This window comes from Clostridium estertheticum (assembly GCF_026650985.1).
Lineage (GTDB): Bacteria > Bacillota > Clostridia > Clostridiales > Clostridiaceae > Clostridium_AD > Clostridium_AD estertheticum_C.
The window spans coordinates 2483846-2505408 of record NZ_CP086239.1 but is presented as its reverse complement, the minus strand read 5'-3'; the positions used below and the strand labels follow the sequence as shown (position 1 = coordinate 2505408).

The following is a 21563-nucleotide window of genomic DNA, read 5'->3' as shown; positions in this document are numbered from 1 at the left end:
AATATGGAAAATAAAAATTCAGTGAATTTGAGTATTAATCCTTGTAAGATGTGCATGCCACTTGGTGGTGTGATGGCACTTAAAGGAATTGAAGAAAGTATGGTAATTCTTCATGGATCTCAAGGGTGTAGCACATATATTAGGCGTCACATGGCAACTCATTATAATGAACCAATTGATATTGCATCGTCTTCACTTACTGAAGATGGAACAATTTATGGTGGTGCAAAAAACTTAAAATTAGGACTGAAAAATATAATTAAATTATATAATCCCAAAATTATTGGCGTTCTAACAACTTGCCTTGCAGAAACTATTGGAGAGGATATTGGACGTATAATTATAGAATTTGGGGAAGAGAATCCTGAAACTAGTGATATTAAGATTATTCCAATATCAACACCTGCATATTCTGGTACCCAAGCTGAAGGCTATTATAAAACACTTAGAAGACTCGTCGAATATTTAAGCATGGGTGATATAAAAACCAAAAAAATCAATATAATTGCTGCAAATATAAATCCGGGAGACATAAGGTTATTAAAAAGTATTTTAGATCTCTTTAAGGTAGAATACACAATATTACCAGATGTATCAGAAACATTGGATGCAGGTTACAATAAAAAATATAATAAAGTTCCAGAGGGTGGTACTAGCCTTCATGATATAGCTTTAATGGGAGGAGCTGCCGCAACTATAGAGATGGATTGTAGTGCTGAAATTGGATCTACTGCTGGAGATTATTTATTTAAAACTTTTGGAGTGCCACTATTTAAATGTGCAATTCCAATAGGGTTAAAAGCAACGGATGTATTTATTAATTTAATATCACAAATCAGTGGAAAGCCAGTGCCTAAGGTATTAGAAAAGCAGCGGAGTCGTTACCTTGATGGAATAATTGATTCACACAAATATAATGGGGAAGGACGAGCTATTATTTTTGGAGAACCGGAAATTGTGTATGCAGTTACATCATTATGTGTTGAAAATGGAATAACACCACTACTTATAGCTACTGGTTCTAAAAATAAAATTTTAAAAGGTAAATTAAAAGAACTTACAAAGGAACTTGATAATCAACCTGTTATTATTGATGATACTGATTTTGAAATTATTGAAAAACATGCAAAAGAGCTTAAGGCGAATTTATTAATTGGTGATTCCAATGGAAGACGGATCGAGAAAAAGTTAGGAATCAAATTAATAAGAATCGGATTCCCAATTCATGATAGAGTTGGTGCTCAAAGGGCAGTTAATGTGGGATATTATGGTTCACTAAGATTTTTAGATGAAATCACTAATTCTATATTAGAAAGAAAAGAAAGGGGCTATAGGCGAGATATGTATGATAAATATTATGAAAATGGAAAAGATGAAGATAAGGCCCATGCTCAGTCGCAAGTTAAAAAGATAATTAGTATGGAGGAAAAAACAAAAAGTCACCCATGTTTTAATGGCTGCGCACATGACAATGCAAGGATACACATTCCAGTAGCTCCAAATTGTAATATAAGTTGTAATTATTGTAGTCGTAAATTTGATTGTGTAAATGAGAGTAGACCTGGAGTTACAAGCTCGATATTATCTCCAATAGAGGCCCTGGAAAGATTCAAAGAATTTAAAGGTAAACTTAAAAATCTTACAGTTGTTGGGATAGCAGGTCCTGGAGACGCATTAGCAAATTTTGATGTAGTTAAAGAATCCATACAATTAATAAAGAAAGAAAGTCCTGATATAACATTTTGTTTATCTACTAATGGATTAATGTTACCTTTTTATGCAAATGAAATATTAGAACTTGGTGTTTCACATATTACTATTACTATAAACACAGTAGATCCAAAGATTGGAGTTAAGCTTTATAAGGAGATTAATTATCTTGGGGTGAAATATACAGGGATTGAGGGAGCAACTATATTACTTCAAAATCAGCTCTCAGGTCTTAGATATCTTACGTCGAAAGGTCTTGTTTGTAAGGTAAACATCGTTTATGTAAAAGGTGTGAATGATATTGGAATTGCGGATACTGTTAAAAAGGTTAAAGAATGTGGAGCATTTATGACAAATATTATGCCTATGATAAATGCACCAGGGAGTGTTTTTGAAGACATTAAAACAGTAAATAATGAAGAATTACTCGCTATGAGAAAGAAGTGCGAAATAGATCTTAAACAAATGTATCATTGTAAGCAGTGTAGAGCAGATGCAGTAGGAACTCTTGGAAATGATATATCGCAAACAGCAGGAGTGATAAAATCTTCTGCTACGGATGAAGTTAAACCTATTAGATTTGCAGTGGCATCTAAATCAGGGCTTAATGTGGATCAGCATTTTGGACATGCGCAGGAGTTTTATATATACGATTTCGTAAATGGAGATGCTACATTTATTGAAAAAAGAAAGATTCCTAAGTTTTGTACAGGTGTAGAGGATTGTGATGATAGTCATGAAGATAAGATAGACTATATAATAAAAACAATTGATGACTGTTCTGGCGTTCTTGCTCTTAGAATTGGAGATATACCTAAACAAAAATTAGAAAAGAAAAATATAGCAGTATATCTATTATGTGATGAAATTAGAAATGGAATCAGAAAAATAGTAGGGGAGGCAGTGTCATGATAAAACCAGAATTTCACGTTTTTGTCTGTACGAGTTCTAGAATAAATGGAACTCAAAAGGGATATTGTCATTCCAATGATTCCACTGAAATTGTAACAAATTTTATAGAAGCTATTGAGGAAAATGATATTAGTGATAAAGTAATGGTAACTAATACAGGATGCCTTGGATTATGTAATGAGGGGCCAATAGTTATTGTATATCCAGAAGGCACCTGGTATGGAAAAGTAACACCAGACGATGTGGATGAAATTGTGCAGTCACATTTGATAAATGGAGATGTGGTAAAAAGACTAGAAATATGATAAAGAATTAAATTATTTTATACGAGAGGAGTGTTATTAATGTCTATAATTATAAATGGAAAAGAAACTTATATTATTGATAGGACATTAATGAACATAACGAAAAAGAGATTTAATGAAAATGAAGTACATGAGTTCACGATGAACTTAAGAAGAATAGGGGTAGATTTCTTTGAGGTTGATGAGAGGACTTTTAATATTGTAAGACCTCTGATAACATCAGAGGTTTTTATTTTTAGAATTGATAAAATTAGTCAATTGGAAATATGTAAAAGAAATGGTATAGAATATATTTTAGTTAAAGAAGAGGACTTAGAGTTTTTTAATATTAAATGTATTGAAGAAAATTATAACTTTAAAATTATATTAGAAATAGATATTAATTCTTATAAAAGCAATTTCATGAATAAGATTAATAAAAATATAGATAAATTTTTTTGCTTAAGATTTAAAGGAGAGAGTAACTGGTCAACTTACGATTATATACAAGGAAATTATAATATGAAAACTAATATTTATGCTAGTGATAAATTTTCTATGGCAACAGCAGCATGTTTTCAGGCTATTATTAAAGGAATAGATTATATAACCACAGCTTTTTGTGGACGTGATGGGACTTATGGCACAACACCACTGGAGGAAATATTAGTTTCTACAAAAGTTATTTTGGGTGAGGAAGTAAATGAAGACATTAGAGTTCTTAGCGTAATGAGGTTACAATACGAAAAAACAACTTATAGTAAAGTACCTAACAATAAGCCCGTAATTGGTAAGGATATATTTAAATATGAATCTGGAGTACATGTGGCTGGCATTGAAAAAAATCCAATAACATACGAACCTTTTAAACCTGAAATTGTTGGAATGAAGCGTAAACTTGCTTTAGGTAAGCACTCAGGTAAAAATTCAATCCATGCTAAATTAAAAGAGCTTAATATAGAAAATAAATTTATAGAAACAGAAATTTTGGAGATTTTGGAGAGTATTAAAAGTAAAAGCATAAAAAATAAAATGGAACTTTCAGATGAGGATTTTATAGAAATATGTAAAGGAATTAAGAGGTTACGTTATGTATAAAATAGTTGATACTACATTAAGAGATGGTGAACAAATGGCAGGCGTTGAGCTAGGGTTTGATGACAAGATTGAATTTGCTAAAATTATAGATTCGAAAGATGTATATCAAATAGAAGCTGGCACTCCTGCCATGGGTGGAGATGAAAAAAAAAGCATTGAACAATTAATGGGTCTAGGGTTAAAAAGTAAGGTGTCTGCATGGAATAGGATGAATATAAACGATATAAAGCATTCTATTGATTGTAGGGTAGATATTGTGCATATATCAGTTCCTATATCTGATATACAAATAAAATGGAAACTTGGGAGAGATAGAGTCTGGGTTATTAATGAAATGAAGCGGAGCGTTTATTATGCTAAAGAAAAGGGCTACGAGGTTGTGGTTGGGCTTGAGGATGCTTCAAGGACTTCCACTGAGTTTTTAATGAATGTTATAAGGGAAGCTAAAGAACTTGGCGTACAGCGTGTTAGATATGCAGATACTGTTGGAATACTGTATCCAGATAAAATATATAAACAAATCAAACAAATTAAACAAAACGTTGATATTTCTATTGAATTTCATGCACACAACGATTTTGGTATGGCTGTCGCAAATTCTGTTTCTGCAGTTATGGCTGGAGCAGAATTTGTAGATTCTACATTTGGAGGAATAGGAGAAAGGGCAGGAAATTGTGATTATGTTAAGTTGATAAATGCCTTAGATAAAAATAATAATTCAATATAAATGTGTACTATATTTTATTAAAATAAGGAGGAAAATTTATCAGATAAATAAGAAAATATCGATTTGATAAATAGAAAATTAAATGGAGATAGCAGTATTTCTAGATGCTTCTGGTAAAACACAATCTATAGTTCAACCAGGTATAATTAAAGTTTACGATGGAAGTAAGGGTACATGGAGAATAACTAAAGAGATTATCTTTAGAATAGATAATATAGCTGGGATAAGAGAAATTAGAGGAAATATTATAAACATGGCAGAAGAATTAGGTAATTGCAAAGTTTTTGTTGGTAGAGAAATAAAAGGGATGACCTACAATATTCTTGATGGAATGGGATTTAACACTTGGGAAATAGAAGGTACCCCGATGGAGTTATTAGAATTTGTATTTGAAAAAGAAATGGTCGAGGCGAATATAATAAAGCTCGAAAAATTAGAAAATTTGAAACCTATTATACAAAAGGTTAAGGATGGATATTATTATGTAAATCTAAAGAAAATTCAGAAAAATAATGAAAGCCTTACTTCAAAGAGTATATTGATACCATTTTTGACTACTACAGTTTTTTATCAATTAGAGATAATTTGTGGTCATATACCACCCTGGTTCCATTCTGAATTTGAAAAGTTGAATTTAAAAATGGAAACGACTCATATTAGTCAAAGTGAAATTAAAGTAATGGTTTATCCTGATATTTGCAAGGAATAGTATAAATATTTTATTTCGGAGGCGATAATATGAAGGAATTTATGACTAAATATGGTATGCTCAAAGGGATAAGTAGTATTGAATTTTATACTGACGGAATAATAAAGGAATGTAAATTAAGCGAATATTGCGAAATTAACACGAGTTATGGAATTTTGGTTCCTCAATATGATGAAGTAGAAGTAAGACGTAAGTATAAAAGATCTTTATCCTTTTATAAAAATGGAAATTTACAAAGTATTTCTTTTCAAAGTGGAACGAATATAGTTACAAGTGTTGGAAAACTATCAGCAGAACTTGCTGTATTTCATGAAAATGGACAAATTAAGCGTATATTCCCTTTAAATGGTAAGATAACTGGCTATTGGACCGAGGAAAATGAATATGAACTTTCCGAGGAATTAGATTTTCATTTTGAGTTTGGAAAGTTTAAGAAAAAAATTATTGGCATTAATTTTTATGAATCTGGAGGTGTAAAGAGCCTAACTTTATGGCCAAAGGATTTTATTAATATTTTATCACCTTATGGGATGATAGAGACTCGTATTGGATTCTCACTATATCCCAATGGTGCTATTAAGTCTTGTGAACCTAGAAGGCAAACTTTAATAAAGACTGTTATTGGAGAGCTTCATGCATTTGATTTTGATGCTATTGGACTTAATGCTGATACAAATTCTTTGAATTTTAAAGAAAATGGAACTATTAAATCATTGTATACATCATTAGATAAAATAACTATTAAAGATGCTTTTGGTAGCTCACATATTTACGAGCCAGGACTAAGAACAAATAACTTTAATGATACAATTATGGATGTGGTGCCTCTAAGGATTGAATTTTATCTGGGCAAAGTAAAAATTAATGAAACAGAGTACAATATCGAAAGTAACACTTTCTGCGTTGATAAGTTTGTTAGAAAATTCTTTTAGCAAAGATAAATTCTAATCTAAAACACAAATATATGAAATTAACCTTCCTATTTTATTAATGTTGATGTAGACTTATAGAAAGTATTGCATAAGATAATTTAATAATTAACTAATTCTAAACAAATAAATAACATATTCTTTACAATCAACTGCTATAATAATAGTATCAAATACATTTTCAAACAGATATTTTATAAAAGCAGTTTTATAAATTTTAGTTTTATTTATCTAATAATATATTAGAAAGGTGAGGATTAAAATGAATGAAGAACAATTGTTATATAATGTGATTTTCCCAGAAAGCAATGACCCTAATTATATTAATTATGGTTATTTTATAGGGAGGAGCAAAAAAAATGTATTTAAACTGAAAGCTATTATTAATGAAAGTCAACTTAATCCTGTATTAATTTGTGATGGAGATAAGCAAAATGCTTTTTTTGCAAAAGTTTTTCAAAGTGAAGTAGATAGATTTTTGCAAATTATAAGTGAACTTGATTTTAAACAAATTAGGATAAATAGCTGCCACATGAACGAAGTAAAAGCTATGTTTGAAGAAGAGATAAAAGATAATCGGAAAAAAGAACATAGGGTAGTTCATTATTTATTACCAAGGAAATTTAACAATGGAACAAAAAACTGGAAAATACCAGATGTAATAGAATTTAATCCAATAAATGAAAATAAGCCAGTCTTAAAAGGAGTAATTAATTTATAAAAAAATTATATAAAAATATTAATATAAGGAATTACTCTAGTAGTGATTTCTTATATTTTTTTGCGTGAATTAGGAACTATTTTAATTGTTTATGATACAATTAATAAAACATTTATATTATGAAATATAGTCTTAAAATATAGAATAGGTTGGTGAGTAGAGTGAAAGGAAAACGGGAACGAGGTAAAAGAATTTTAATTGTAGCTTTATTATTTTCTTTGGTATTTAGTGCTCTTGTTGGCAGAATGGTTTATTTAATGGCCGTTAACGGGTCGAAGTATAAATCTTTGGCATTACAGCAGCAGACAAAAAATATAGCGGTACCTCCTATAAGAGGAGCGATTCTAGATAGAAATGGTCAAGAATTGGCATTAAGTATGAATATTTATAGACTAGATGTTGATTTGAATGTATTAAAAAAATATTTAGTAGACAAAAAAATACCAGAGGAACAAGCGGATCTTCAATTGTCGAAAATACTAAATATTGATAAGAACAAAATTAAGGAGATATTAGATGACAAAGATAGCAAAGGGAATCCATTACAATTTGTATCACTTAAAAGAAAGGTAGAAAAAAAAGTTGTGGATAAAATTAAGGCTCTAAAATATAGCGGAATAATAATTTCAAAAGATGTGGAGAGGACATACCCAAACGATAACTTTTTATCACATGTAATGGGGCATACCAATTTAGATGGAAATGGAGTCAATGGAGTTGAATTAAGTTACAATAATGAATTAGCAGGTGTTCCTGGAGTTAAGGTAGTTGAAACGGATAGGGATAGTAATGAATTACCTTATACGGAAGCAGTGACAGTTCAACCAGTAAACGGAAAGGATTTAACATTAACTATTGATGAACGAGTTCAAGAGTTAGCACAGAAAGTTGCAAAAGAAACATTAGCTAAAAATGGTGCAAAATCTGTAAGTATAACAATTATGAACCCAAAGAATGGTGAGATTATGGCAATGGCTAATGCACCAGATTATAATTTAAATATTCCATATGTAGAAGGTAAGACAAGCAAAGAAACACAGGAAATTTGGAAGAATAGAGCCATTAGCAGTGCATTTGAACCGGGATCAATTTTCAAGGTTATAACATCAGCTGCAGCGCTTCAAAATAATGCTGTAACAGATAAGGATCGATTTATAAGTAATGGTAGCATTAAGGTTGGAAATAAATTATTATATAGCGATAATAAAGAAAATTATGGAATTGAGACTTTCTCGGATATAATTAAGAATTCAGATAATGTTGGGTTTGTTAAACTAGGGCAGATGATAGGAAAGGCCAACTTTTATAAATTTATAGAGCTTGCTGGCTTTGGACAGAAAACGAATGTTGATATGCCGGGCGAGGGTACAGGGATTGTAAAAGACTTAAATAATATAACACCGATTGATCTTGCTACAATGGCATATGGACAAGGTGTTGCAGTTACCCAAATACAATATATTGCAGCGTTTAACGCAGTGGCAAACGGGGGAACATGGATAACACCACATGTTATGAAAGACATATCTCATATTGAAAATGGAAAAAAGGTTATAGAGAAGCAATTTAGTAATCTAAATGAGAAAACAATAATGAGCAAAGAAAAAGCAGCTCAGCTAAGAACGTATTTGGAAAGGGTAGTTAAAGAAGGAACAGCGGTTGGAACATATATTGACGGTTATCATATAGCAGGTAAAACTGGAACTGCAAATAAAGTTAACAGTATCGACGGAGGTTATAACACTGGTAAATATGTATCCTCATTTGCTGGTATGGCACCTGCCAGCGACCCAAAAGTGAGTTTAGTAATTACTATAGAGGAACCAAACGCTTCGAATTATTATGCTGCGCAAACGGCAGTACCTGCGGCGCGTAAGTTATTTTTAGAATTATTTCCAATAATCAATATGGCTCCTAGTAATGTGAGTAGTACAAAAAAATAATACTCCTCTAAATTTATTTTATTTAAATATATTGAATATTTACATTTTTACTTCATAATGGTAATATACATATATAGTGGCATAAAAATTGTAATAGGATTGGCTCTATTTATATGGTTTATAAATAAAGCATAATAAAGAATGTCAATATATTTAATATTAAAGGGGGAAATAACAATGATAAAAACTAAGAAAATGTTAGCTCTGGGTGTTGGTTTAATTATGACGACTTCACTATTCGCTGGGTGTTCAACTGATGGTTTTGCACTTGTGAAGACATTTACAAAGTCACAAACAATAAACTCTATGCAGAGTAAAACTGATATTTCACTTAAGGTTTCAGGCACTAATATGTCGATAAAAGAGAAGCAAATGATGGATACTGTGTTGCCATCTATAAATGGAACTAAAATCTCTATGGTAACTAAAACCAATCAGAATGCAGATAGAACAATTTCAAAAATGCAAAGCGATATATCATTACAATTAGTTCAATCTCCAGACCCTATAAACATGAGCATTTGGGTTGATACAGATGTAACTGGAGAAAAACCTGTGATTAATGAGTTGTATAAAATTCCTCAATTGCTTTCATCGCAGCTTCCAACTGAGTTAAAAGGTAAAGAATACATGGCAATGGATTTAGCGAATATGACAAGTACACCAGGTATGCCTAAGACTGATTATAAAAAACTTATGGCTTTTAGCAAAGAATTCCAACCTAAATTAACTGATTTTATAGTTAAATATGCTAAACAATTTAATCCAACTACAAAGTATGTTACCTATATGGGAAGTCAAAGTTTCTTGCAAGATAACGTAATTCAAGCTACAGATACTTATGAAGTAAAGTTAAATGATAAATCATTTAAGGATTTAATGCATTATACTTTGAATAACCTTTCAGAGAGCAAGGATGCTATGAGTTTTACTCAGGATTATATGAAAGCTATGATGTCAGTTTATGATGTAACTGGTGGTCAGGATAAAACTAGCAAGGATGAAATAAATAAGGCATTTGGCGATATAACAACTCAATTGCCACAACAACTTAAAAGTATGAATAAATCATTAGAATCTATTGATAATCTTAAAATTCTTGGTGATAAAGGAATTACAATTAGATATACTATTAATAAGGATGGTTATGTTGTAAATGAAAAAGGTAATGCTGAATTTGTAGTTGATTTACCTAGCATAAACAAATTAGCTAGTAAAACAGCTGTGACAAGTAATAGTGACCAAACTGGTATATATACTATAGGAATAGATTTTAATACAGATATAACTAATATTAATAAAAACATTGATATTGTGTTACCAAAAACAAATTCAACTAATTCATTTAACTATAATGATATATTGAAGTTATCTAACACAAAATTACCTACAAATTAATAAGGTGCATCTATTTGTGACTTATAGGACATAAATAAGAACAACTTGTAAAATTTTTTACAAGTTGTTTTTTTTATGTGCATTGTAAATTATAATAAAAAGGGTATAATGTACATTAATTTCTAATAAAGTACTTACATGTATATTGTTATGTGTGATGCTAGTTTGTGGTATATTAATTAAAAAGGTTAATATTCCTTAATTTTATAAAAAAATAGGAGTAGGGTGAACTTTGAATGGAGAAAAATATGGATATAGAACTTTCTAGTATGTTTGTAATTTTTGGTGGAACTGGTGATCTGACAAAAAGAAAACTTATTCCGGCTATTTTTAGCTTAATGCATGAGGGAAAATTATCTGAGAATTTTACAATTGTGTCTATAGGAAGACGAGAAAAGACAAGTGAACAGTATAGGACAGAAATGCATGAGTATGTAAAAGAATTCTCTAGATTTCCTTTGAATAGTAAATTATGGGATAATTTCATCAAGAGAATATTCTATAAGAATTTTGATTTTACTTCAAATGATCAAGGATATAAGGATTTAGATTTGTTTTTGGAAACAATGGAGACTGAATATTCAACAAGAGGAAATAGATTATATTATTTAGCAGTTGCACCAGAGTTTTTTGAGGGTATAATTAGAAACTTAAAAAACAATAATATGGTTTGTAAATCAATAGGCTGGCAGAGAGTAATGATAGAAAAGCCTTTTGGATCAAATTTGAAAACTGCGAGAATTTTAAATGATAATATATCAAAACTTATACCGGAAGAAGATATATTTAGAATAGATCATTATTTAGGAAAGGAAATGATCCAAAATATATTAGCAATTAGATTTGGTAATTCTCTATTCGAACCTTTATGGAATGCAAATTATATTGATAATATCCAAATTACGTCTAATGAACTAATAGGTGTAGAAAACAGAGGGGCATATTATGAAAATGCGGGTATATTAAAAGATATGCTTCAAAATCATTTATTACAGATGCTTACAATGATTGCAATGGAACCTCCAGTGGATTTTGATCCGGAATCTATAAGAGATGAAAAAGTTAAGGTGCTTAAATCGCTAAGACCTTTTACTTCGGCGTCATTAAAGGAAGATATAGTTCGAGGGCAATATGGTCCGGGAACAGTTAATGAAGCCAGTGTAGTGGGCTATAGACAAGAAGAAAGGGTATCTAGTAAATCTAATACAGATACATTTATAGCGCTTAAGACTTATATAGATAATTTCCGTTTTGGAGGAGTGCCCATTTATATAAGAGCAGGAAAAAGAATGGATACAAAAAGTACGGAAATAGTTATTCAGTTTAAAAAACTTGCTGGAATTAATTATTATAAAGAATTTGACCAAATAGGTAATAATCTTTTAGTTTTAAAAATTCAGCCAGAGGAGGGCTTTTATTTTCAAATAAATGCTAAAAAGCCTGGTAATGACTTTAAAATGGAAAAGGTAGAGTTAGATTATTGCCAAAGTTGTAAGTATTTAAATGATTCGCCTGAGGCCTATGAGAAGTTGTTGCTTGAAGCAATTAGAAATAATTCATCTTTATTTACAAGGTGGGATGAACTTGAATATTCTTGGAAATTCATTGAAAGTATTGAAAAAGGATATGAGAATGATGTTTCTAATTACCCTAACTACGCGGCGGGAACACCAGGACCTACGGGAGCAGTAGATTTAATTGAAAAGGATGGCAGACAGTGGTGGAATACTGAAATCTAAGGAGGGATAACATGATTATATATGATATATCTATGATTATTGAAAAGGATATGGGAGTATACAAGAATAAAGAGGAAAAAAGACCAATAATTAAATTTGAAAGTAAAATCCCAAAAGATAAAATAAATGAATCTAGTTTGTATATGAATGTGCATACAGGAACTCATATTGATGCAGCATTTCATGTGGATAATGATGGCGATACAATTGATGTTATAGATCTAACTAAATTGATTAGGAAATGTAGAGTAATAGACTTAACTAAAGTTATAGGTTCAATAACAAAAGAGGATCTTATGGATAAAAACATTAAGCCCTTTGAATTCTTATTACTTAAAACTAAAAATTCATTTAAAGAGGGGTATGAATCAGACTTTGTATATCTTTCAATAAGTGGAGCAGAGTACTTGGCAGAAAAGGAAATAGTGGGTGTGGCAATAGATTCCTTTGGAATAGAGAGAGCTCAGCCGGGTCATGAAACCCATAAAACACTTTTTAATAAAGGCATAATTATAATAGAGGGTGTTAGGTTAAAAGAAGTTTCAGAAGATGAATACTTCATGTGTGCGCTTCCACTTAAAATTAAAGGTGTAGATGGTGCACCTGCTAGAATAGTTTTAATAAAGGACTTAATGATATTATAAAGGGAGATATTTAATTGTAATTATGTTCTGTTTTAAAATTATATTTACAAATTATTTAATATATGAAAAAAAGGATTAGTTTTACAATTAAATGATATCAATATTGAAAATATAAAGTTAAATAATTTTAAAGTTGCGTGTCTTGAACCCCTCAATTACTTATCTTTGTGATAAGAATTATAGCATAATTCTATACGTAAAAACGGTAGTTGTTAATGTTTTAACGTTATTTAACAAAAACTTAACAAATCTAAAAAAATAAAAAGTAATTAATGTATATAACTGTTCTAGTACTGAAAAAAACAAATATAACAGAATGCGTTGGTATTATAAGACGCTAATGCGGAAATACGGGACTGTATTGCCAAAAACATTAGTAGAATCAATATTATTTATAAATGCTAAAGTAATGAATAAGCAACTGTGTATATTTTAAAAATAGTTTCTTATATATAAGGCATATAAATTATTATATAGGCATTTGTTAAAAATTTAATTATTGTTGACTTTTACACTAAATAAAACTATCTTGAGAGATAGGAGCTGAATTTTATATATAAATCGACATGAAGTAATTAGTCGAATTTTATTATAGGCTTATAATGTAATTGATACTATAATCAAAGGGGGAGCGTTTAATTATCATATAAATAGTTCCGTGCGAGTATAATATAATTATATTGTAGTAGAGGAAGGAGCTGTAGAGGTGGTAAAGGAAGAAGAAGGAATTATAATAGAGATTTCTAAGGATAATATTGCGAAAGTAAAAGTAGGAAGGCATAATGAGTGTAAAAATTGTGGTGCATGTCCTGGCGACAATTCAGTTGTAATAGAGGCTAAAAATCCTATTGGAGCTAAAATTGGTCAACGAATTGCATTTGAAATGAAAGATACAAATATGTTAATGGCGGCTTTTGTTGTATATATACTTCCTCTTGTTCTAGTTGTAATAGGTGTTATTGTCGGACAAGTAATAGCTAGAAAATTTGGGTATTCTGTTCTGGGATTTCAAATTGGAGGCGGAATAATAACATTTGTATTATCAATTATTAATATAAAACATTTTGAAAAGTACGCTCATAATAATGACAAAATGCAACCTGTGATTACTAAAAGTTTATCTTGAATATAATTTTTTCGAATTTGATTATATCTATTATAGTTCACAAATTTTAAATATTTTAAAAGAGGTGTGGAAAAGTGATAAAAAGTTTTCGTGGAGGAATACATCCAAATGGTTCTAAAAATTACACCGCGAGCAAGCCTATAGAAATAGCAACTTTACCAAGTAAAGTTGTTATTCCTGTGAGCCAGCATATCGGTGCTCCTTGTGTGCCAACTGTAGCAAAGGGTGATTATGTAAAGAAGGGACAGGTTATAGCAACTAGTCCAGCTTTTGTTTCAAGTCCAGTACATGCATCTATATCAGGTATGGTTAAAGATATAGCTTTGTATCCTCATCCGGTATTTGGAAAATGTCTTTCTATCGTAATTGAAAATGATGGAAAAGACGAATGGATAGAAGGAATCCCTCTTGTTCGCGACTGGGAGAAGTTAAATTCTGATGAAATAAAAGGCATCATTAAAGAAGCAGGTATCGTTGGAATGGGCGGAGCTACTTTCCCAACTTTCGTAAAATTATCACCACCAAAAGATAAGAAAATAGATACTTTTATTTTGAATGCAGCAGAATGTGAGCCTTTTTTAACAGCAGATCACAGAATGATGCTTGAACATTCAGATAAAATTGCTATTGGAGTAAAATTAGTAATGAAGGTTCTTGGAGTTGAAAAAGCATTTGTTGGAATAGAAGACAATAAACCAGATGCTGTTATTGCTATGCAAAAGGCGTTTGAAGGAACTACAGTTAAAGTAATGGCGATACCAACTAAATATCCACAAGGTGCGGAAAAAATGCTTATTAAAGTACTTGTAGATCGTGAGGTTCCATCAGGAAGCTTACCAATGGATGTTGGGGTTGTTGTTCAAAACGTAGGTACAGTCGTTGCAATTTGTGACGCAGTTGTAAGTGGAATTCCATTAATTGAAAGAGTAACAACAATAAGTGGAAGTGCTGTTAAAGAACCTAAAAATCTTTTGCTTAGAATTGGAACAACATTTGAAGATGCTATTGAGAATTGTGGCGGATTTAAAGAACCACCAGCTAAAATTATTATGGGTGGTCCTATGATGGGATTTGCTCAATCAAATTTAAATATTTCTATAATTAAAGGGGTTTCTGGAATACTTGGATTAACTAAGAAAGATATTAATAATGGAACTCAATCTCCCTGTATTCGTTGTGGAAAATGTGTAAGTGTTTGCCCTTGTGGACTTAATCCAAGTATGCTAAGTATACTCGGAGAAAGAGATATGTATGAGGAAGCAAAACTTGAACAAAATCTTTTCGATTGTGCTGAATGTGGAAGCTGTGTTTATGTATGTCCAGCTAAACGTAATATTGTACAATACATTAAATACAGTAAAATGAGAAACAATGCAGATGCTGCTAAAAAAAAGGAGGCTCTAGCTAAATGAGTGAAGTAAAATTACAAGAGAATCTCTTTACCGTGTCAACGTCTCCACATATACGTGCAGAAGCATCTATTTCTAAAATTATGTGGACTGTTACTATGGCATTAACGCCAGCTGCACTTTTCGCAATTTATCATTTTGGAACGTCTGCTTTATTCGTATTACTTGCGGGAAGTTTGTCTGCGGTAGGATTTGAATATATAGTACAAAAACTTAGAAAAAAACCAGTAACTATTTCTGATGGAAGTGCATTTTTAACGGGACTATTGCTTTCAATGTGTTTACCACCAGCAATACCACCTTATATGGCAATTGTTGGTTCATTTATAGCTATAGTAATTGCAAAACATGCTATGGGTGGTCTTGGATATAATATTTTCAATCCAGCTCATATTGGTCGTGCTGCGCTTATGGTTTCATGGCCAGTTGCTATGACAACTTGGTCAAAGTTCACATCAAGCGTAGACGTAGTGTCTACTGCAACACCTTTAAATATTTTAAAACAACAAGGATATTCAAAATTAATAGATACTTTTGGAAGTGCACCTCAAATGTATAAAGATATGTTTATTGGCTTTCGTAATGGAAGTATTGGTGAAACATCTACGGTTTTACTAATTATTGGAGGTATATATTTAATTTATAAAGGTTATGCAAATTGGGTAGTTCCTGCATTTATGATCGGAACTGTAGGTATTTTAACTTGGATATGTGGACCAACAGGTTTATTTACTGGAGATCCGTTATTTCATATGATGGCTGGAGGCCTTATTATAGGAGCTTTTTTCATGGCTACAGATATGGTTACCATTCCAATTACAAAGAAAGGGCAGATAGTTTTTGCTATTGGCGCTGGAGTTATTACTGTTTTAATCAGGCTTAAGGGTGGATACCCTGAAGGGGTTTGTTATTCTATTTTATTAATGAATGCAGTTACACCACTTATTGATCGCTTGATGAAGCCAGTAAAATTTGGAGCAAGGGGGTAGTGAAAAATGTCAGATGAGAATAATATCAAGCCTAAAGTTAATCATGAGAAAAAATATAGCATTTTTCAAATCACTATAAATTTAACAATTGCCTGTTTTATATCAGGATTGATTATTGCTGTAGTATATTTTTTTACAGCACCGGTTGCATTAAAAACAGCGGCAGGAATTAAAACTGATGCAATGAAATCACTAGTGGTAGGTGCACAAGAATTTAAGCCTGTAAAGGGTAAGACAGAATGGTTTACTGCAGAAAAAGATGGAAAAGTAGTTGGATATGTTGTGCCAGCAGAAAGTAAAGGATATGGTGGAGCAATTACAATGCTTGTAGCAGTTACACCTCAAGGTAAAATTATTGAATTTACTATATTAACAACTAAAGAAACACCTGGACTTGGAGATAATGCAAGTAAAGATCCTTTTAGAAACCAATTTAAAGGTAAGGCAGTCAAAGATTTAGAAGTAACAAAAGATCCAACAAAAACAAATAATATTCAAGCTATGACTGGTGCTACCATTACTTCTAAAGCGGTAACTAAAGGCATTAAAGAAGCTGTGCAAGAAGTTACACAGTTTGTAGGGAGGAAATAATATGAGAGAGTTATGGAACATATTTAAAAAAGGGATTATTGAAGAGAACCCAATTTTTGTTCTTGCACTTAGTCTTTGCCCAGCACTCGCGGTAACTAGTAGTGCGCTAAACTCCTTGGTTATGGGACTTGCGGTAATGTTTGTTATTACTGCTAATAATATGGTTGTATCTGTTACTAGAAAATTAGTTAATCCGACGGTTCGTGTGCCGGTGTATATTACTTCAGTTGCAACAATTGTTACTGTAGTACAGTTAGTATTACAGGCATATTTGCCAGCACTTAATAAAGCTTTAGGTATATATCTAGCATTGATAGTTGTTTTTGCAATTATTTTAGCTAGAGCAGAAGTTTTTGCTTCAAAGAATAAAGTTATTCCATCTATGTTTGATGGACTTGGAATGGGATGTGGGTTTGCACTTGGACTTGTATTAATCGGGGTAGTTCGTGAACTTATTGGTGCAGGAACATTATTTGGAATAAAAATTCTTGGTGCTTGGTATAATCCGGCACTTATCATGGTTTTATCACCAGGTGCATTTATATTAATTGGCTACATGGTAGCTGGTTTTAAGATGTGGATTGAGCATAGTGAAAAAGTTAAACTCGAGAGAGGTGAGATGTAATGGGGCATTATTTAACCATACTTGCAAGTAATATAGTTGTAAACAATTTCGTTTTAACAAGGTTTTTAGGGCTTTGTATTTTCTTTGGAGTTTCAAAAAGTTTAAATGCATCTATTGGTATTGGAATGGCTGTAACTTCTGTTATGACATTAAGCTCTATGATGGCTTGGTTAGTTTACCATTTTGTATTAATGCCTTTTCATTTAACATTTTTAACAACAGTGGTATTTGTACTTCTAATTGCTAGTTTTGTTCAGCTTTTAGAAATGATTATTAAAAAACATGCACCTACTTTATATAATATGTGGGGAATTTATTTATTATTAATTGCTACAAATTGTATTGTATTTAGTGTACCACTTTTAAATGTAGAAAATAATAATTCGTTTTTAGACAGTGCGGTAACTGCAGTAGGTGCCGGTTTAGGCTTTACTTTGGCAATCGTCCTTATGGCAAGTTTAAGAGAAAAATTAAGACTTGCGGATGTCCCAAAACCACTTCAAGGGCTTGGTGTAGCGTTTATTTTAGCTGGAATGCTTGCATTAGCCTTCTTAGGTTTTTCTGGGATGATACCAGTATAAAAAGGAGCTGAAAAATTAATATGAGTAATTTAGAAATTGCAATTGCAGTGTTAATTGTAATGACAATAGTTGGATTGGTGTTTGGTTTAGTTTTAGCATTTGCTAATAAAAAGTTTTCTATTGAAATAAATCCATTGATTCATATCGTTGAAGATATATTACCAAAAGGTCAGTGTGGAGCCTGTGGATTTGCTGGTTGTATGGCATATGCAGAAGCTGTAGTTATGAATGATGAGGTACCACCAAATCTTTGTGTTCCAGGTAAAGCAGCTGTTGCAAAATTGGTAGCTGATTTAACTGGTAAAGCAGCATTAGAAGTGGAACCAAAGGTTGCTTTTGTACATTGCGCTGGCAGCACAGATAAAGCTGTTAAGGCTTACGAGTATAAAGGTGTACAAGACTGCGTTGCAGCATCATTACTACAGGGAGGACCTAAGGGATGTCAATATGGTTGTCTTGGTTTTGGAACTTGTGTTAACAATTGTCCCTTTGATGCAATGACAATGGGTGATAATGGATTACCTATTATTGATGAAGAAAAATGTACAGGCTGCGGAAAATGTAAATCAGTTTGTCCAAAGAAAGTTATTGATTTAGTTTCACCTGGAATTCATGTGGCTATAAATTGTAATTCAAAAGACAAAGGCGCTGTAGCTCGTAAACTTTGTACTATAGCGTGTATTGGGTGTGGAATTTGTGTTAAAAATTGTTCCCACGGTGCAATAAAAATTGAAAACAATTTAGCTGTAGTAGACAGTAAAATTTGTGTTTCAGAGTGTAGTGAAGCTACTTGCACACATAAGTGTCCTACTGGAGCAATTAAAACTTTTATAAAAGAAGCTCCATCAGCAAATATAGCAGCAGAACCAGTTAAAAATAAAACTTTATCTGAATAAAATTTCGTCTGTATAAAGTTTTATAAATTCATAAAAAACCTCTAAAATTAGATATTAATTTTAGAGGTTTTTTTATTTTTAACTAATAATAAATGTTATCATATGGGGTAAATAGCATAATATGTGTTATAATAATCGTATACATAAGTTTAAGGAGGCTCTAAATGGATAAAATTAAACAACAAAAAATTATGAAAGAATTTGCTATACCTCATCCTTTTAAAGATGAGTCAGATGAAAAATATGCAAATAGAATGATAGAAGAAACTTCTGATTTTTTAAAAAAGTATGCGCAAGCTACAGGTAAAAAAGGGTATGTTTGTCATCTTACAGGTGGAGTAGATAGTTTCGTTACAAGTATGCTAATTAGAAAAGCTGGACTAGAATTAATTAATTTATCACTTCCTTTTGGAATAAAACAAGATATAGATGATGTAGAAAAAGCTAAATGTGTGATAAAACCAGAGGTGTTCAAAACCTATGATATAATGGGTCCTGTTATTGAATCTATTGAACTTTTACGTGATTTACCTTCTTCAAAGGTAGATATTGGGAATACAAAAGCTAGAATAAGAATGACTGTATTATATAGAATAGCTGAAGTTTATGATGTTTTAGTTGCTGGTGTCTCAAATGCTGCAGAGTTATCACTAGGCATGATGACTAAATATGGTGATGGTGCGGCAGATGTACAACCACTTGCAGGAATAACAAAAGGTGTAGTATATGAAATGGCAAAAATACTTAATGCACCTCAATCTATAATTGATAAGCTTTCTACAACTGGTGTATGGGATAATGGAACAAATCAAAAAATAGTAACAGAACTAAATCATCAGGTTTGTATATATTTAAGAGGTGGAGATATAGAAGGAGCATATGAGGAAAAAATATTAAAGCTATATGAAATTTCTAAACACAAAAGACATTTACCAGTTTTGTTAAAAGATACTTGGTGGATTGAATAAATTTACAAAAACCTACAGTAAAAGAGATGTATAACATCTCTTTTTTACGTTAGTCATTAATATAAGTTAAATTAATGATTAATTGTTATAAAATTTATGGATATGAATTTAAAGTAGTGGGCAAAATATATTTAGTAATAAATATGAGAGGTGACGATATTGGGTAAAATAGTAGCTTATTTTGCAATGCCACATCCCCCTATAATAATTCCAGAAGTGGGACATGGAGAGGAAAAAAAGATAAAAAACACATATGATGCATGTGAGAGAATTGGGTGTGAAATAGCTGAGTTAAAACCAGAGGTGATAATAATGGTTACCCCACATGGTACTATGTTCTCGGATGCTATAGCGGTTTCTTTTGAACCATATATAACAGGAAGTTTAAAGCAATTTGGGGCACCAGAAGTTTCTATGAACTTTGAGATAGATATGGATCTTACTCACGAAATTATGGTGAGGGCGGAGAAAATCAATATACCAATTGTAAGGGCAACAAGTAGCACACTTAAACAATATGGTAGGGAATACGAATTAGACCATGGATGTTTAGTTCCACTGTATTTTGCTTTCAATAAATATAACCTTTTTAAGCTTGTGCATATTACATATGGTGGGCTTACTCCTATTGAGTTATATAAATTTGGCAAACTAATAGAGGAGGCTGTGCAGGAAAGCAATAAAAACGTTGTGTTTATTGGTAGTGGTGATCTTTCACATCATCTTAAGGATGAAGGGACCTATGAATACAATCCATATGGAGAAAAATTTGATAAGAAGATAATAAGTTTACTTAAAAATGGAGATGTATCTGGAGCATTTAATATAGATCCTGAAATGATACAAAAAGCTGGAGAATGTGGCTTGAGATCTTATTATATAATGCTTGGGGCAATGGATGGTAACGACATAGTGGGAGAACTTCTTTCCTATGAAGGTACCTTTGGAGTTGGATATGCGGTAATGAAATTTAAGCTTAAAAAAAGTGGCAGAGATATTTTATCTGAAATAATTAAAGAAAAAGAAAAAAAATATAATGAAAGAATAAAGAATGAGGACTTTTATGTACGTCTTGCTAGAGAAAGTCTTACCTATTATTTAGCAGAGGGTAATTATATGGATCTACCAAGTTATGTGCCTTGCGAAATGTTAAATAATAAAAGAGGCGTTTTTGTATCTCTTAAAAAATTTGGAGTATTAAGAGGGTGCATAGGCACCATTTTTCCAACATCAGAGAATATTGCAGAGGAAATAATGAAAAATGCGGTTTCAGCAGGAGAAGGTGACCCAAGGTTTATTAACGTAGCTTCCACAGAACTTGAAGATATTGTATTTTCAGTAGATGTTCTGACAAAGCCTGTAAAAGCTTTAAAAGAAGAGCTAAACCCTAAAAAGTATGGAGTAATTGTTAGAAGTGGAGAAAATAGTGGAGTGTTATTACCAGATATTGAGGGTGTTTCCACCATAGATCAGCAAATAAGTATTGCGCTTAATAAAGCTGGAATTTTGACAAATGAGGATTATTCTATAGAAAAGTTTGAGGTTACTCGTCATATTTAGGAGG

20 protein-coding genes are annotated in these 21563 nt (G+C 31.5%); all 20 read left to right on the top strand.

The features are described 5' to 3' along the window. Positions 1–3 precede the first annotated feature (3 nt). The 20 genes from nifB to amrA all read left to right on the top strand — a co-directional run bounded on the left by nifB (position 4) and on the right by amrA (position 21559). A complete protein-coding gene (gene nifB / locus LL038_RS12020; RefSeq protein WP_216120298.1) occupies positions 4–2622 on the top strand; it encodes a nitrogenase cofactor biosynthesis protein NifB in 2619 nt (872 codons plus the stop codon). Further along, on the top strand, positions 2619–2927 hold the full coding sequence (locus tag LL038_RS12015) for a 2Fe-2S ferredoxin (protein ID WP_216120300.1): 309 nt from the start codon (positions 2619–2621) through the stop codon (positions 2925–2927). The genes nifB and LL038_RS12015 overlap by 4 nt, the downstream gene beginning before the upstream one ends. 39 nt (positions 2928–2966) lie before the next feature. Continuing rightward, positions 2967–4004: a hypothetical protein gene (locus tag LL038_RS12010; RefSeq protein WP_216120302.1), complete on the top strand. Its 1038-nt coding sequence runs from the start codon at positions 2967–2969 to the stop codon at positions 4002–4004. After that, positions 3997–4731 carry a homocitrate synthase gene (locus LL038_RS12005; protein ID WP_216120304.1) on the top strand — a complete coding sequence of 245 codons (735 nt, stop codon included), beginning with the start codon at positions 3997–3999 and terminating at the stop codon, positions 4729–4731. The genes LL038_RS12010 and LL038_RS12005 overlap by 8 nt, the downstream gene beginning before the upstream one ends. Before the next feature lie 82 nt (positions 4732–4813). Further along, complete coding sequence (gene anfO / locus LL038_RS12000; RefSeq protein WP_216120306.1) at positions 4814–5440, top strand: Fe-only nitrogenase accessory protein AnfO; 627 nt, start codon at positions 4814–4816, stop codon at positions 5438–5440. A gap of 29 nt (positions 5441–5469) precedes the next feature. Beyond that, a complete protein-coding gene (locus tag LL038_RS11995) occupies positions 5470–6372 on the top strand; it encodes a hypothetical protein (RefSeq protein WP_216120308.1) in 903 nt (300 codons plus the stop codon). A gap of 259 nt (positions 6373–6631) precedes the next feature. Continuing rightward, positions 6632–7090: a hypothetical protein gene (locus LL038_RS11990; RefSeq protein ID WP_216120310.1), complete on the top strand. Its 459-nt coding sequence runs from the start codon at positions 6632–6634 to the stop codon at positions 7088–7090. A 161-nt stretch (positions 7091–7251) separates the two neighbouring features. Further along, positions 7252–9033, top strand: coding sequence for a penicillin-binding transpeptidase domain-containing protein (locus tag LL038_RS11985; protein ID WP_268056064.1), 1782 nt, complete (start codon positions 7252–7254; stop codon positions 9031–9033). A gap of 177 nt (positions 9034–9210) precedes the next feature. Further along, entirely contained in the window at positions 9211–10431 is a 1221-nt protein-coding gene (locus tag LL038_RS11980; protein ID WP_216120312.1) for a hypothetical protein, read from the top strand. A gap of 236 nt (positions 10432–10667) precedes the next feature. Continuing rightward, on the top strand, positions 10668–12170 hold the full coding sequence (gene zwf, locus LL038_RS11975) for a glucose-6-phosphate dehydrogenase (RefSeq protein WP_216120314.1): 1503 nt from the start codon (positions 10668–10670) through the stop codon (positions 12168–12170). An 11-nt stretch (positions 12171–12181) separates the two neighbouring features. After that, positions 12182–12814, top strand: a complete 633-nt coding sequence (locus tag LL038_RS11970) for a cyclase family protein (protein WP_216120316.1) — start codon at positions 12182–12184, stop codon at positions 12812–12814. 706 nt (positions 12815–13520) lie between these two features. After that, on the top strand, positions 13521–13940 hold the full coding sequence (locus LL038_RS11965) for a SoxR reducing system RseC family protein (RefSeq protein WP_216120318.1): 420 nt from the start codon (positions 13521–13523) through the stop codon (positions 13938–13940). A gap of 74 nt (positions 13941–14014) precedes the next feature. Further along, complete coding sequence (rsxC, locus tag LL038_RS11960) at positions 14015–15352, top strand: electron transport complex subunit RsxC (RefSeq protein WP_216120320.1); 1338 nt, start codon at positions 14015–14017, stop codon at positions 15350–15352. Further along, positions 15349–16338 carry an RnfABCDGE type electron transport complex subunit D gene (locus LL038_RS11955; protein WP_216120322.1) on the top strand — a complete coding sequence of 330 codons (990 nt, stop codon included), beginning with the start codon at positions 15349–15351 and terminating at the stop codon, positions 16336–16338. The genes rsxC and LL038_RS11955 overlap by 4 nt, the downstream gene beginning before the upstream one ends. A 6-nt stretch (positions 16339–16344) precedes the next feature. After that, on the top strand, positions 16345–16929 hold the full coding sequence (locus LL038_RS11950; RefSeq protein WP_216120324.1) for an FMN-binding protein: 585 nt from the start codon (positions 16345–16347) through the stop codon (positions 16927–16929). A gap of 1 nt (position 16930) precedes the next feature. Next, positions 16931–17554, top strand: a complete 624-nt coding sequence (gene rsxE / locus LL038_RS11945) for an electron transport complex subunit RsxE (protein ID WP_216120326.1) — start codon at positions 16931–16933, stop codon at positions 17552–17554. Beyond that, the gene (locus tag LL038_RS11940; RefSeq protein WP_071612009.1) at positions 17554–18135 is read left to right on the top strand and encodes an electron transport complex protein RnfA; all 582 of its coding nucleotides are present in this window, start codon (positions 17554–17556) and stop codon (positions 18133–18135) included. The genes rsxE and LL038_RS11940 overlap by 1 nt, the downstream gene beginning before the upstream one ends. Positions 18136–18155: 20 nt before the next feature. Further along, positions 18156–19031 carry an RnfABCDGE type electron transport complex subunit B gene (rnfB, locus tag LL038_RS11935; protein ID WP_216120328.1) on the top strand — a complete coding sequence of 292 codons (876 nt, stop codon included), beginning with the start codon at positions 18156–18158 and terminating at the stop codon, positions 19029–19031. Positions 19032–19195: 164 nt separating this feature from the next. Next, a complete protein-coding gene (gene nadE, locus LL038_RS11930) occupies positions 19196–19999 on the top strand; it encodes an NAD(+) synthase (protein WP_216120330.1) in 804 nt (267 codons plus the stop codon). Between the two features lie 186 nt (positions 20000–20185). Beyond that, positions 20186–21559: an AmmeMemoRadiSam system protein A gene (gene amrA / locus LL038_RS11925; protein ID WP_216120541.1), complete on the top strand. Its 1374-nt coding sequence runs from the start codon at positions 20186–20188 to the stop codon at positions 21557–21559. Positions 21560–21563: the final 4 nt, after the last annotated feature.